The sequence below is a fragment of the Vibrio sp. 1727 genome (assembly GCF_033344415.1).
GTDB lineage: Bacteria > Pseudomonadota > Gammaproteobacteria > Enterobacterales > Vibrionaceae > Vibrio > Vibrio alginolyticus.
The window spans coordinates 96761-109763 of sequence record NZ_JAWPOT010000008.1; the positions used below are offsets into that span (position 1 = coordinate 96761).

The 13003-nt window shown below is 43.2% G+C and carries 13 protein-coding genes and 1 other RNA gene; 9 read left to right on the forward strand and 5 right to left on the reverse strand.

Annotated features, from left to right (window positions below; translation table 11 throughout):
• Window position 1: 1 nt before the first annotated feature.
• Window positions 2-484 (forward strand): GNAT family N-acetyltransferase, encoded by a 483-nt coding sequence (locus R8O10_RS09945; RefSeq protein WP_005381636.1) that lies wholly within the window; start codon window positions 2-4, stop codon window positions 482-484.
• A gap of 242 nt (window positions 485-726) precedes the next feature.
• Complete coding sequence (bamE, locus tag R8O10_RS09950; RefSeq protein ID WP_017820585.1) at window positions 727-1086, forward strand: outer membrane protein assembly factor BamE; 360 nt, start codon at window positions 727-729, stop codon at window positions 1084-1086.
• Window positions 1087-1187: 101 nt separating this feature from the next.
• Here the strand turns inward: bamE and R8O10_RS09955 are convergent, their stop codons facing one another.
• Window positions 1188-1547, reverse strand: a complete 360-nt coding sequence (locus R8O10_RS09955; protein WP_005381640.1) for an RnfH family protein — start codon at window positions 1545-1547, stop codon at window positions 1188-1190.
• Window positions 1537-1980 (reverse strand): SRPBCC family protein, encoded by a 444-nt coding sequence (locus R8O10_RS09960; protein WP_005381641.1) that lies wholly within the window; start codon window positions 1978-1980, stop codon window positions 1537-1539. The genes R8O10_RS09955 and R8O10_RS09960 overlap by 11 nt, the downstream gene beginning before the upstream one ends.
• 119 nt (window positions 1981-2099) lie before the next feature.
• Between R8O10_RS09960 and smpB the strand changes: the two genes are divergently transcribed.
• From smpB to R8O10_RS09975, 3 genes are all read left to right on the forward strand, one after another.
• On the forward strand, window positions 2100-2585 hold the full coding sequence (gene smpB / locus R8O10_RS09965; protein WP_005381642.1) for an SsrA-binding protein SmpB: 486 nt from the start codon (window positions 2100-2102) through the stop codon (window positions 2583-2585).
• Window positions 2586-2651: 66 nt separating this feature from the next.
• Window positions 2652-3019, forward strand: a transfer-messenger RNA (tmRNA) gene (gene ssrA, locus R8O10_RS09970).
• Between the two features lie 527 nt (window positions 3020-3546).
• Entirely contained in the window at window positions 3547-4032 is a 486-nt protein-coding gene (locus R8O10_RS09975; RefSeq protein WP_047102125.1) for a DUF6795 domain-containing protein, read from the forward strand.
• 691 nt (window positions 4033-4723) lie between these two features.
• On the opposite strand, the gene R8O10_RS09980 is transcribed toward R8O10_RS09975, so the two are convergent.
• A complete protein-coding gene (locus tag R8O10_RS09980) occupies window positions 4724-5287 on the reverse strand; it encodes a porin family protein (protein WP_005381668.1) in 564 nt (187 codons plus the stop codon).
• A 399-nt stretch (window positions 5288-5686) separates the two neighbouring features.
• Here R8O10_RS09980 and R8O10_RS09985 point away from each other — a divergent pair, with 399 nt between their 5' ends.
• The 4 genes from R8O10_RS09985 (at window position 5687) to R8O10_RS10000 (ending at window position 10564) form a co-directional block, all read left to right on the forward strand.
• On the forward strand, window positions 5687-6568 hold the full coding sequence (locus R8O10_RS09985; RefSeq protein ID WP_318191349.1) for a LysR family transcriptional regulator: 882 nt from the start codon (window positions 5687-5689) through the stop codon (window positions 6566-6568).
• A gap of 120 nt (window positions 6569-6688) precedes the next feature.
• Complete coding sequence (locus R8O10_RS09990) at window positions 6689-8224, forward strand: bifunctional GNAT family N-acetyltransferase/carbon-nitrogen hydrolase family protein (RefSeq protein ID WP_318191350.1); 1536 nt, start codon at window positions 6689-6691, stop codon at window positions 8222-8224.
• A gap of 204 nt (window positions 8225-8428) precedes the next feature.
• Window positions 8429-9016, forward strand: coding sequence for a DedA family protein (locus R8O10_RS09995; RefSeq protein WP_005381671.1), 588 nt, complete (start codon window positions 8429-8431; stop codon window positions 9014-9016).
• Window positions 9017-9196: 180 nt separating this feature from the next.
• Entirely contained in the window at window positions 9197-10564 is a 1368-nt protein-coding gene (locus R8O10_RS10000) for a Na+/H+ antiporter NhaC family protein (protein ID WP_005381672.1), read from the forward strand.
• A gap of 74 nt (window positions 10565-10638) precedes the next feature.
• Here R8O10_RS10000 and R8O10_RS10005 read toward each other — a convergent pair whose 3' ends face one another.
• Together R8O10_RS10005 and R8O10_RS10010 are read right to left on the reverse strand one after the other, a co-directional pair.
• Window positions 10639-11478 carry a 3-keto-5-aminohexanoate cleavage protein gene (locus R8O10_RS10005; RefSeq protein ID WP_318191351.1) on the reverse strand — a complete coding sequence of 280 codons (840 nt, stop codon included), beginning with the start codon at window positions 11476-11478 and terminating at the stop codon, window positions 10639-10641.
• On the reverse strand, window positions 11469-12800 hold the full coding sequence (locus R8O10_RS10010) for an aspartate aminotransferase family protein (protein ID WP_137281745.1): 1332 nt from the start codon (window positions 12798-12800) through the stop codon (window positions 11469-11471). The genes R8O10_RS10005 and R8O10_RS10010 overlap by 10 nt, the downstream gene beginning before the upstream one ends.
• Window positions 12801-13003 lie beyond the last annotated feature (203 nt).

The window sequence follows — 13003 nt, forward strand, 5'->3', positions numbered from 1 at the left end:
TATGGATATCAGAGCAATACACAAAACCAACTGCTTAGATCTCATCCCTATTTTTATTGAGTTAGAACATTACTACTTCAAAGAAAAAGCTTCATCAAAACACGATCTGGTCCATTATCTAAAGAGCCAAGTCTTCTCTGAACATTCTGGTGTTAATATCATTGCGGTTTACGATAATGATGACGTCGTAGGCTTTGCATCTTATACCGTCATGTTCCCTGCCCCAAAACTCTCAGGGCAGATGTACTTAAAAGATCTGTTCGTATCTTCGAAGGTTCGAGGAAAAGGGGTTGGTCTCAAGTTAATGAAGTATCTGGCATCTTTGGCGATCAAGTGTGGATGCCAAAGGTTGGACTGGACAGCTGAAAGTAGTAACCCTACCGCAGGTCAGTTTTACCGCTCAATTGGTGCAACACTAATTCATGAAAAAGAGTATTATCGTTTTTCAGGTGATGCATTACGCGAATTCGCCAAAACCGACTAACGAGTCACTAGGCTTGGCTCACCGCTGAAAGCGTCCATCACCCTATCTCCGATTGAAATGTGCTCTTCGTCACCTAACTAATACGTCATGTGGTGACATTTACCGCCTAATATCGGTGAATAAATGCAACTCAACTCAAAATTCGTTGTCAGATTGTCTACCATACGACGCATAGCTTTTTACATCTGCGTCGAGCTTGTTTATTATCAGCGCAGTATTTTAAAGGTTACTAAGAAATTATTATGCAATTAAAGAAGTGGTTAGTTGCCGTACCATTAGCAATGACATTGCTGACAGGATGTTCGGTATTGGAAAGACTGGTTTATCGTATTGATATCAACCAAGGCAACTATGTAGAACAAAGTGCGGTTGATAAATTAAAGTTTGGGATGACTAAAGCACAGGTTCGCTTCGTATTAGGGTCGCCAATGCTTATTGAAAACGGCTATCCAAACACTTGGTATTACATCTATCATCATACTCCTGGCCATGGCGAACCAGTACAGAAAGATCTGATTGTAAACTTTAATGACCAAGGCACACTCGCAGACATCAGTGGTGACTTTCCAAAAAGTGACGCATTTTACGAGCAAATTCAGTAAACTGACTTTTGCAAAAAAACCTCCCGTTTGGGAGGTTTTTTATTATATAGAAATCACGTTAGTCAAACTTTGAGTAACTCACATGAGCTATTGGGTTTATATTAATCCTGCTTATTTTTACGTACAGAACTAGGCTTGCCACCGGTGACTGGGTCTGCACTTCCCTCGGCTTTAGCCTGCTCCGCCCTTTTACGGCGAATCTCTTTCGGATCGGCGAGTAACGGACGATAAATCTCTATTCGGTCTCGATCTCGAACGGTCGCATCCAACTTCACGTTACGACTAAACACACCCACTTTGTTCTTGGACAAATCAATTTCAGGGTACAACTCCAATACACCGGATTGTCGAATGATCTCTTCTACCGTTGCGTGATTATTTACCACTAAGTTAAATACACGCTGTTCATGAGGAAGAGCATAGACAACCTCAACGTGAATCATATCTGACTCAATACTCATAACACTCGTAGACCTGTTTTGCGCGTTTAGTAAATGCATTTACCATATTACTAGTAAGCTCGTTAAAAATCTTACCGAAGGCCATCTCAATCATTTTACTTGAGAATTCAAACTCAAGCTTTAGTTCAACCTTGCAAGCTTGCTCATCTAGCGCGGTAAAAATCCAACCACCACGCAACGTCTTAAACGGGCCATCCACCAAGTTCATCATAATTGCCTGACCGGGGATCAACTCATTTGAAGTCGTAAACGTTTTGCTGATTCCAGCCTTCGCCACATCGACAGAAGCCACCATACCATTCCCCGAAGACTCAATGATTCTAGAGCCCGAGCAACCAGGCAGAAATTCAGGGTATTTAGCAACATCATTAACCAGATTGAACATCTGTTCGGCGCTAAAAGACACAAGCGCAGAACGGCTGACTTGCTTCATACATACTCCTATCGATACATGTACAGATTTAAAGCTACTCGCCAATTTTACTTTTATTCCACGATTGCGCAAATAAAAGGATTTCCTATCCGATATCCAACCCGTATAATGACGCTATTATGGCAAAGAAAAAAACGAAACAAAAAGCGGGTAGCAATACTATCGCGCTGAATAAAAAAGCTCGCCACGAGTATTTCATCGATGATGAAATCGAAGCTGGCTTGGAGCTCCAAGGTTGGGAAGTGAAAGCCCTTCGCCAAGGTAAAGCCAATATTTCTGAAAGTTACGTATTTATGCGTGACGGTGAAGCCTTTGTGAGTGGCATGACAATCACTCCTTTAAATCAGGCATCGACACACGTTGTGGCGAATCCTACACGTGTGCGTAAACTACTAATGAGTCGTCGTGAGCTGGATAATCTATTCGGACGTGTAAACCGTGAAGGTATGACATTAACGGCCCTCTCACTGTACTGGTCTCGCTCTTGGGTGAAACTAAAAATTGGCGTAGCAAAAGGTAAAAAGCTGCACGATAAACGTACGGATCTAAAAGAAAAAGACTGGGCAAGAGAAAAAGCACGCGTAATGAAGAGCGCGCTGCGTTAATCTTGACCACTTAAACGCATAGTACTGGACAGCCAATGCTTTTCTGTTACTATGCGAATATTACCTGGGGCTGATTTAGGATTCGACGGGAATTCAGAAGTCTGAGGTGCATGCCGAGGTGCGGTAGGCCTCGTTAACAAACCGCAAAAAAATAGTCGCAAACGACGAAAACTACGCACTAGCAGCTTAATAACCTGCTAAGAGCTCTCTCGCCCTAGCTTCCGCACGTAAGACGGGGATCAACGAGGGATCAAACCCAAACGCGCTAGCCCGGATTCTCCCGCCTGAGAGATGAACGGCGAATTTTAATTCAGGCTAGTCATTCATTAGCGTGTCGGTTCGCAGGTGGGTGGCGAAATTAAAGATCGACTAAGCATGTAGTACCAATGATGAACGGTTTTCGGACGCGGGTTCAACTCCCGCCAGCTCCACCAAACGTTTGGAAAAGGCCACCTTCGGGTGGCCTTTTTTGTATCAACTAAAATAGTCTCTTTTTTCAAACATTCATGCTTTCTGAAATCTTACTACATAGATTACCGCATACCTTTGGCCCATGTAGGTTTACAAACTCGTTGAGTATTAATCAGTAAACAAGAAGTTCATAAGTACTAATCAAAAAGGCAGAGAGCATGGTACTAAAAGCCCTGCAACTTAAAAGTTTTCTGCTTACCTATCCTTTCTAAGAGATAACTAGATCTAAGTCTAAAGCCTATACTCATCTCCCTCGATGAATTGATTGATGCATTCATTGTTAGTCCCTACTCGCTTGTTTCATTACAGCTCTATCGATGTAATGACTACAAATAGTAGTTACAAAAAATAATGTAACTCTAATTACAAAATTAACCTTAGATATTGAATAGAAACACAACATATATAGATTTTTAAATTTCAAAATGAAAGTATTGTTGTGAAAAATTAAGTTGCTGGAATTATTACCGTCATATTAGTGAGCATTGTAATGAATTTTGAAGAAAGTAAATTGAATGACGAACACGTTAATCAATACACACCGAAAATCAATGGTGTGTTAACAAAGAAAGGAAAACCACTTAGTAGCCTGAAGGTTAGCCTTAGTATTGGTTTAAGCACCTCAGGGAAATCAATAGACTTATCAACATTCACAGACAGTACTGGTCGCTTTGAATTTTCTCCAGTCTATGAAAATAAAAACATCATAAGCACTCCTCTTATTGAGCACTATGTAACTATTGTTTTAGTCGCAGAACTCAGTAATGATGAAAGTACTATTATTTGGGAAGGAAGCTTTGATGGTTATAAAATAGAGGATTACGTAAAAAATAACATGGCTAACCTTTCTTGTGACACTGAGAACCCTCTTAAGTACTTTGCTTTTTCAATTGATGATGAAGAAAACGATGACTACTACGTGAACAGTCAATGTAACTTATTTGGTTATATAGACTCTGACTTGTATGGAAATTAAATAATGCACTCATGATGCAACTCCAGTTCCTATGTCTCCTCTTTGGCCATTTACTCACGGTGGTATTGAGTATCGGCTAGATGGAAGTTCTGGCATCTACTTCTGCGCTCATGGACTAGGAAAAAAATCTGTTCCGGGTTATGTCAATACCGCTACAAGTAATGAGTGGTCGGCACTACAACCCAAATCTCAAGCTTACCTAGAACGCAACGTATTTCTTGACTTCAACAATAGATATAATGCTCGGATGACTGATGGTTGGGTAAGTAAAATAGTCTCTTCAACTTTGACTTTACTAAGAATTTCAGGTCTGGGTCATATAATACAACAGATGCGACCGTAGGCCTTACTGCTTGGGATCAACTAGCTAAAGCTATGGCGTACATTTCAAAACTAAAAAACGAGTATACAGAACACGTCCGCGGTATTTTAGGTCACATGAATGTAATGTCAGGTAGCGCAGCGATCGACCTATCGAGTATTACTTATAGAGTGATAAAACTTTGTTTTTCGAGACTAGTAAGAAGGTTAGACAGTCATGTTAGAAATGCTCTAAATATAGTAGCGTGACAGTAAAAGACACTAACAATTATTCTAAAAACCGCTCTATTATCCTCAACTAGATTGAGTTCAGAAAAAGCGAAGCTATTTAGGCTTCGCTTTTTATTAGGGCTTAGAGTTGTTAACAATATTAAAATCTATATTCCACACCTAGTGATGCTTGGTTAAAGTCTGTTTCCGTGTTTGCACCGTTCGCGACATTCTCCGCATTGAGTTCTACGTCGTACCACATATATTCTGCGTTAACTAAGAAGTTATCAGTAACTTTAAAACCAACACCGGCACCAGCGAATACACCTTCATCATCTTTGTTGCCTTGGAAGCCCGCAACGTTGTAATCCGTCGAGTACCACATTTGACCGCCTTTTGCGTAAAGGTCGACACGATCAGCAATGGGAGCGGTAACTTTTAGAGCCGCTGTATAGCCGTCCGTTTCGGCATTTGCTAGGTTATTACCATAGCTACCGAAATCAATGTAACCACCTTCCAACGCTAAGTAAGGATTAAAACGGTAACCAACTAAACCTTGAATAACATCGCTGTCATCATCAAAGTCATCTTGTCCATCAACTTTTAAGTAACCGTAGTTGGCGCCAACATATACACCATGATCGTTGGAGTCCGCAGCATGTGATAAAGTACTAAACGTTGCTAAAGAAAAAAGGCTAATCAAAGTAACAACATTGCTTTTCATTTCGTTCTCCTAATATAAGTTCCATTGAAGGTTCGAATAGTAAAGAGCAAATGCAATGCCAACTTTAAATTAATGAAAAATATATTTAATTTTATAGAATACTGACAATACTCTAAAGATCGCCGAACAAAAATAGAAAAAAAGAGCTGTCTGTTTACTTTATATAAACAATACTAAATTGAGGTTAATCGCTGATGTGAAAAAGATTCTTGTTAATTTGTAGATTTTTCAAAGAAATTAAATAAACATCTAAAATACTCTTGTAGATTAATCAGTCAAAAAAATGCTTAGCTAGTTTTTATAAGAAAGGAAGCTAATCACACATACGTTGCATCTTACTTTGCTTCAAGCCGTGAATACTCTACTCTTTGCCTAAGCAGAGTTTAATGGAACTGAAGTATGTTAAAAGGCAGTGAATACCCTTCTATTCGAGCATTAAGGACGTTTGTCGCGGTCTCTAATTACCTCAGTTTCTCTAAAGCAGCGGATGCACTATGTATTACGCAAAGCGCAGTAAGCAAACAAATCGCATCGCTGGAGCAATTGGTGGGTTTACCTTTAATACAAAGAGGGGCGAGTGGTATTGAGTTAACCGAAGAAGGCAAGCGTTATCTGCCGCAAGTCACAGAAGCTTTGGAGCTTATTCAGCATGCAACTGCCAACTTAATCCAGTCAGATTCAAAGCAAGAATTACTCACCGTGGACGTAACCCCTTCTTTTGCCAGTCTTTGGTTGATACCTAATATTGATGACTTCCACCAGCAACATCCTAACATCCGAGTAAGAGTCTGTACCGGGGATGGGAACGTCAAAGATTCGAGCAACGAAAGTGATTTACATATTCGCTGCCTTCCATTATCCACACATTATGAATACAGCCACTTACTGTGCGAAGAAACATTGTTATTAGTCGGTTGCACAAATGTTCCTGCAATTGAGAGTGTGCACGCTGTTAGTAATTATCCGTTTATACCTCAAATCACTCGCCCTCAGCTATGGGAGCAATTTAAAGCTGTCTACACTGTAGAATCTCCCGTTACCTATCAACCTGTAGGCGTCGAACATTTTTACCTAGCTTGCGAAGCTGTCAGAATGGGAAAAGGGCTCGCCTTGCTTCCCGATTTTATGGCGCAGTATTCGATTTTAAGAGGGGACATTCAGCATGTTCTCAACCTTTCTTTACAGAGCGGTTATGGTTATTACGTGATGATTCCAAATTATCGACTTTCAGCTAAAAAAGTAGCGGTGTTTCACGAATGGCTGAAGAGCAAGCTAAGTTAATGTTGTTTCTTTAAGCTCGTTTAGGTAAACCAAAACAACTCAAAGACTTCGGTATCTGTCTGCTCAAATTTATGGCATTCTCATCCATACTATTTAAAAAGGATAAATGGATAGTAGGATATGGACAGCAACACGCCAAGACTCTCTTTACGCACCATTGAGCCGACCGATTACCCAGAGCTCGCGGAATTAATGGACCTTGTTTTTCCTGATGTTGGTGGCTCATGGCCACGCCTGACCATCATGGATCTCATTCATCAGTTTCCTGATGGACAAATCTGTATTGAGGATAACGGAAAAATTGTCGGCGCAGCGCTAACAATCAAAGTGGACTACAACCGATTTTCACTTCCTCACCTATACACCGACATCATCACCGAGAACAACGTCATCCAAAACCAAGTGACCGGTGACGCCATGTATGGTCTCGATGTATTTGTTCACCCGGACTACCGTGGGCTGCGTTTAGGTCGCCGTCTGTATGATGCGCGTAAAGAACTTTGCCGGAGTAAAAACTTCAAAGCAATTTTAGCCGGTGGCCGCATCCCGAATTACCACAAATATGCTGACGAATTGAGCGTGGCTGAATACATCGACAAGATAAAACGCCGTGAGCTTCACGATCCTATTTTGTCTTTTCAGCTTGCAAATGACTTCGATGTAAAGCGTATTATGCGTGGTTACTTGCCAGAGGATAGCGCTTCTAAAGGTTACGCGACACTGCTGGAGTGGGATAACTTTTTCTACGAAGAGGATATTCAATCCGTACACGATGTAGAAAAAACACTGATTCGGATTGGTGTCGTCCAGTGGCAAATGCGCGCGATGAATGACCTGGAGGATTTGCTCGATCAGGCTGAGTTCTTCATCTCTTCTCTTGCGAACTATAAAGCCGATTTCGCCCTATTCCCTGAGTTCTTTAACGCACCGCTGATGGGCTTGCAAAACGACAAAAATTCCGTTGAAGCAATCCGCTTTTTGGCTAGCTTTACAGACGAGATCAAAAACCGTTTCTCGCAGATGGCGGTCACCTACAACATCAACATTATTGCAGGCAGTATGCCCGTTATCGAAGATGGCAAACTGTATAATGTGGCCTACTTGCTGCAACGAGATGGTGAAATTAACGCTCAATATAAAATCCACATCACGCCTCATGAACAAAGAGACTGGGTGATCGACGGTGGTGACAATGTTCAAGTGTTCGAAACCGATGCGGGCAAAGTCGGCATACTGATTTGTTATGACAGCGAATTCCCTGAATTGGGAAGAATGTTAGCAGAACAAGGCGCACAAATTGTATTCGTTCCTTTCTGGACGGACACAAAAAATGGCTATCAACGAGTACGAATTTGTTCCCAATCGCGTGCCATTGAAAACGAATGCTATGTTGCAATTGGTGGCAGTGTTGGTAACTTACCTCGTGTTGATAACGTGGACATCCAGTACGCACAATCTGCCGTATTCTCACCGTCGGATATCTACTTCCCGCACGATGCGACCTTGACAGAAGCAAGCGCCAACACCGAAATGATGATCTTCGCCGATGTTGATTTGACTAAGTTGAAGCAACTTAATACCGAGGGTTCAGTAACCAACTTACGTCACCGACGCCTTGATTTGTATGGCGCATTCACCAAAGCCAAAGAGTCATAAGGATCTCCCTAGTTCGCCGCTACCAAAGAGCGTGGCGGCGAGTAAAGCCAGCTGCAGGTTGATTCTGCGCAATTATCAGAGGCATGTCAGTTTTTCTCAACGGTGAGAAACAAGAATTGACCCAATAGGACATTCGGAGTATCACTCCAACTTCGTTCCGCTTTTATTAGGGGAAAGCTTTTGGAACATATTAACGAACTTCTCGTGTCAATGAAGCCTTTGCTTGAGCAATACGGCTACGTTGCGCTGATTGTCAGTATATTTCTAGAAGGGATAGGTATCCCGATGCCTGGTCAATCACTGATGATCGCGGCATCTTTGCTCTCGTCAGAACAAGTCATGAACCTAAGTATGGTAATGATGGTATCGTGGCTGAGCTGCTTTTTGGGTAATACCTGTGGTTACCTAATCGGCTATTACTTTGAAGGCTGGTTGGATAAAAAAGGCTACATTTCCGGCCCGAAGATGCAAACGCTTCAATTGACTATCCAGAAATACGGCCCTACGTGCTTGGTCGTCAGCCGCTTTATTGAAGGAATGAAACAATTTATGCCTCTTGCATGTGGTATCGCGAAAATGCCACGTAGAGAGTTTTTGCTCGGTAACGCCCTCGCGGCGACGGTTTGGGTATTGGTATTCAGCTTGTTAACTCACTTTGCATTTGAGCATTTAAGCGTGTTGAGCAACCTGTACACCGAATACAAATATCTGGTATGGGCATTTGCTGCTGTCTTATTTACGTGGATGGTTTTAGGTATTGTTAAACGCAAAAAAGCCAAATCAATGCAATAACAACAGTCTCTTCATTAGCGCATAACTAAAGCTCGTGGTATCAGTGAGATACGCAACACGAGCTTTTATCTTTTTCTTTACGTGTAAAATTTAAACAGCCATTTAGACGTCTAGACGTTGACAATGTAGAAATGTGATATTAGTCTGCTCTTCTCTCTTATCATTAACATTGTCGTTTACATGTCCGGTTCCCAACAAACTACTAAAACAGTTGCACCGTCTGCGGTCGCACTGATCCCATTAATTGTATTCCTTGCGCTATTTATTGGCGTAGGCACTTACTTATCTTTGCAAGGCGTGGAATTTGCCTTCTACCAGCTGCCTGCACCCATCGCGGTATTACCAGCCATCATCATTGCGTTTCTTTTAAGTAAAGAGAAACTTAACCGCTCAATCGAACACTTCATGCGTGGTGTTGGCCACCCAGACATCATCGCAATGTGTATGATCTATCTGCTTGCTGGTGCCTTTGCTGCGGTAGCAAAAGCCTCTGGCGGTGTTGATGCAACAGTAAACCTTGGTTTATCCGCTATTCCAACCAGCATGATTTTACCGGGCATTTTTCTGATTTCTGCTTTTATCGCAACAGCAATGGGGACTTCGATGGGTACCATCGCAGCCGTTGCCCCTGTAGCGTTGGGTATTGCTGAATCAGCAGGAATGAGCTTACCGTTAACCGCAGGCGTTGTGCTGAGCGGCGCTATGTTTGGTGATAACCTTTCTATCATCTCTGACACCACCATCGCGGCGACACGCTCTCAAGGTTGTGAGATGAAAGACAAGTTTAAAGAGAACATTCGTATTGCTTTACCTGCGGCGTTGATCGCGATTGCAGTGTTCGCTTTCAACAGTACCGCGACTCAAGTGCCTGCAACTGGCGATATTGAGTGGCTAAAAGTCTTGCCGTACATCACTATTTTGATCCTAGCGGTATCTGGTGTAAATGTGTTTGTGGTTCTGTCGATTGGCATTCTTTTGGCTGGCGGCGTGAGCTTGGCATCGATTGACAATTACGGACTGACTAATCTAGCCCAAGACGTTTACAAAGGCTTTGGTAACATGCAAGAGATCTTCTTGTTATCCATGCTGATTGGTGGTTTGAGTGAACTAATGCGTCGCCAAGGTGGTCTTGCTTTTCTAACAAATTTCGTTAGTAGCCTTATCCACGCGTTTGGCTCTAGCCACTCTAAGCATGCGAACAGTCGTGCAAGCGAGCTAGGTATTGCAGGTTTGGTTTCAATGGTCAATGGCTGTACGGCAAACAACACCGTAGCCATCATTGTATCGGGCAGCGTTGCTCGCCAACTGGCGGAAGAGAATAATGTCTCTCCTCGCCGCTCAGCAAGCTTGTTAGACATTTTCTCATGCGTGGTGCAAGGCGTGTTGCCTTACGGTGCTCAAGTACTGCTGCTAGGTTCCGTGTTCAACCTCTCGCCACTTGAAGTAGTTGCCAATTCTTACTACTGTTTTGCATTAGCGATAGCGGCTGTTGTCGCGGTGTTTATCAAACATCCCGCTCGTCAACCTGTAGCGCAAACTGAGAACTAACGACAAATACCGAAAAGGCTCCGATGGAGCCTTTTTACTTTCCTTTCTTCTTTTTTTCTTTTCCGCGAGCAGATTTACTTCAAAGCTGAACGCAAACTTTGCGCACTGTGTAAAGGAATCGCAAAGCGATGCGCCACATCGCGTAGAGCTTCCACCTGAGCCGCGTTACTGATTGCTAATTCGCCTGCCACATCGACGTGGTTATTCTCAAACCCCACTCTCACATCGAATCCAAGTAACATCGCACTCGCTAAACAGTCTTGCTCTCGCGCGCCAAAAGCACAAATGGCACATCGAATTTCTTCCTCGACAAAATGCGCCAAATTCAAACCTCGTAAATCCCATGGCGAAGACTGTTGAGCTTGGTGATAACGCCCTAACACCACTAATGCATGCTGATACGTTTTAGGTAACACGCCCGCATCACGCAGTTGGAAATAACGTTCAATGTCGGTTGCATCGTAGAGAATAATTTGGCTCACGATGTTGTTTTCTGCCACCCAATGGAAAAAGGCATGCCCTTCTTTCTCACTTGCTCGATCAGGGATTAACTCCCTCAATGCGAAAGAAGCCGCTTCTGGTTTCACAGCTTTAACTAACGCCATCTGTTGTGGCGGAGAATACAAGCCCACCGCCTCTGTGGTGAGCTGTACCATCATGTTTTGTCCCACCGCTTCTTTCACGGCATGGTAAATTGCCATGTTGTCGTCGATGTCTAATGAATGACGTCCGTTGGCGTCTCTAGCATGCAAATGGATCATGGCAGCCCCTGCCGTTTGACAAGCGATAGCCTCTGCAACCAGTTCGTCTGTTGTCATGGGTAAGCTGGCGTGATCGTGCTTAGTTTTTCTTGCACCGTTTGGGGCCACGATAATAGCGATAGGCTCTCGTATACATCGATTTTCTAATTCCATTCCTTCGCTACCTCTTTTAGCGTTAATGAGAGTTTGCCAACTAGCTCATCAATATGGTGAGGCTGAATAATGAATGGCGGCGCAAGCAAGATATGGTGCCCATTAACGCCATCAATCGTTCCGCCCATTGGATAGCACATTAAGCCATTTTCCATTGCTCGCTGTTTGATGCGTTTGTCTGCCAATGTGGCTTTACTCAGAGGCGCCTTGCTTTCTTGATCCGCCACCAGCTCAATGCCAAAAAACAAACCTTTACCACGAATGTCGCCAATGTACGGTAAATGGGCCAATGCAGAAGTAAGCTCATTACGCAGCAAAGCACTTTGCCGATTCACCGCCGTTAACAAATTATCTTGGAAGATGGTTTGAATGGTCGCCACGGCAGCAGCGCACGCCACAGGGTGCGCCATAAAAGTATGACCATGTTGGAAAAAACCGCTTCCATCAGCAATAGCTTGATAGACTCGATCATTCGCAACCACCGCGCCAATAGGTTGATAACCCGCACCAAGCCCTTTAGCCATACACACCAGATCGGGTTCTGCCTCTTCTTGCTCAAACGCAAAAAAACTGCCACTGCGTCCAACGCCACACATGACTTCATCCAAGATCAATAACACATCGTATTGGTCGCATATTTCGCGAATACGCTTGAAATAGCCTTGCGTTGCAGGCACAGCTCCAGCGGTGGCACCCACAATGGGCTCGGCGACAAAAGCCATGACATTATCAGCCCCCAACTCAAGAATTTTTGCCTCTAGCTCATTCGCCGCTCGCAATGAGTAATCCAATTCCGACTCATGACTCTGCTGATAACGATAAGCATAGCAAGGGGCGATATGATGGCTCGGGTGTAAGATGGGTTTGAACGGTTCACGTCGCCATTCATTACCTCCGACAGCCAAAGCCCCCAAGGTATTGCCGTGATAACTTTGCTGACGCGCGATGAATTGCTTTTTCTCTGGCTTACCTGATTCCACGAAATACTGCCGCGCCATTTTTAGTGCCGACTCCACCGCTTCTGATCCTCCACTGACTAAGTACACATGGTTGAACTGTTCAGGCATGTGCTGACAAATCAATTCTGCTAGGCGCTCACTGTTGTCACTAGTAAAAAATCCAGTATGAGCAAATGGCACTCGCTCGATCTGTTCCAACATGGCTTTTTTAACGGCGTGATGACTGTGGCCAAGGTTTGATACCGCAGCACCACCACAAGCATCGAGATACTGCTTTCCATGCTTATCGAATAGATAAACACCTTCACCTCTATCGATGATTGGTAGCGTGGCATGGCAATGACGGTGAAATACGTAAGACATTTGAGTCCCTTCCAATGTGTAATACTTGCACACATAATCAGGAACAAACCCAAACGTGACAAGAGAATAAATCTCACCCTCTATGAGCTTTTGGAATACCACAAACCAAAAACACCAAAACCCTTGATATTTAAACAATAAAATAAAAATAGGCCAGCTTTTTTAAAGGCTGGCCTATGGGTAACCCAAAGCTAAAAACAGAA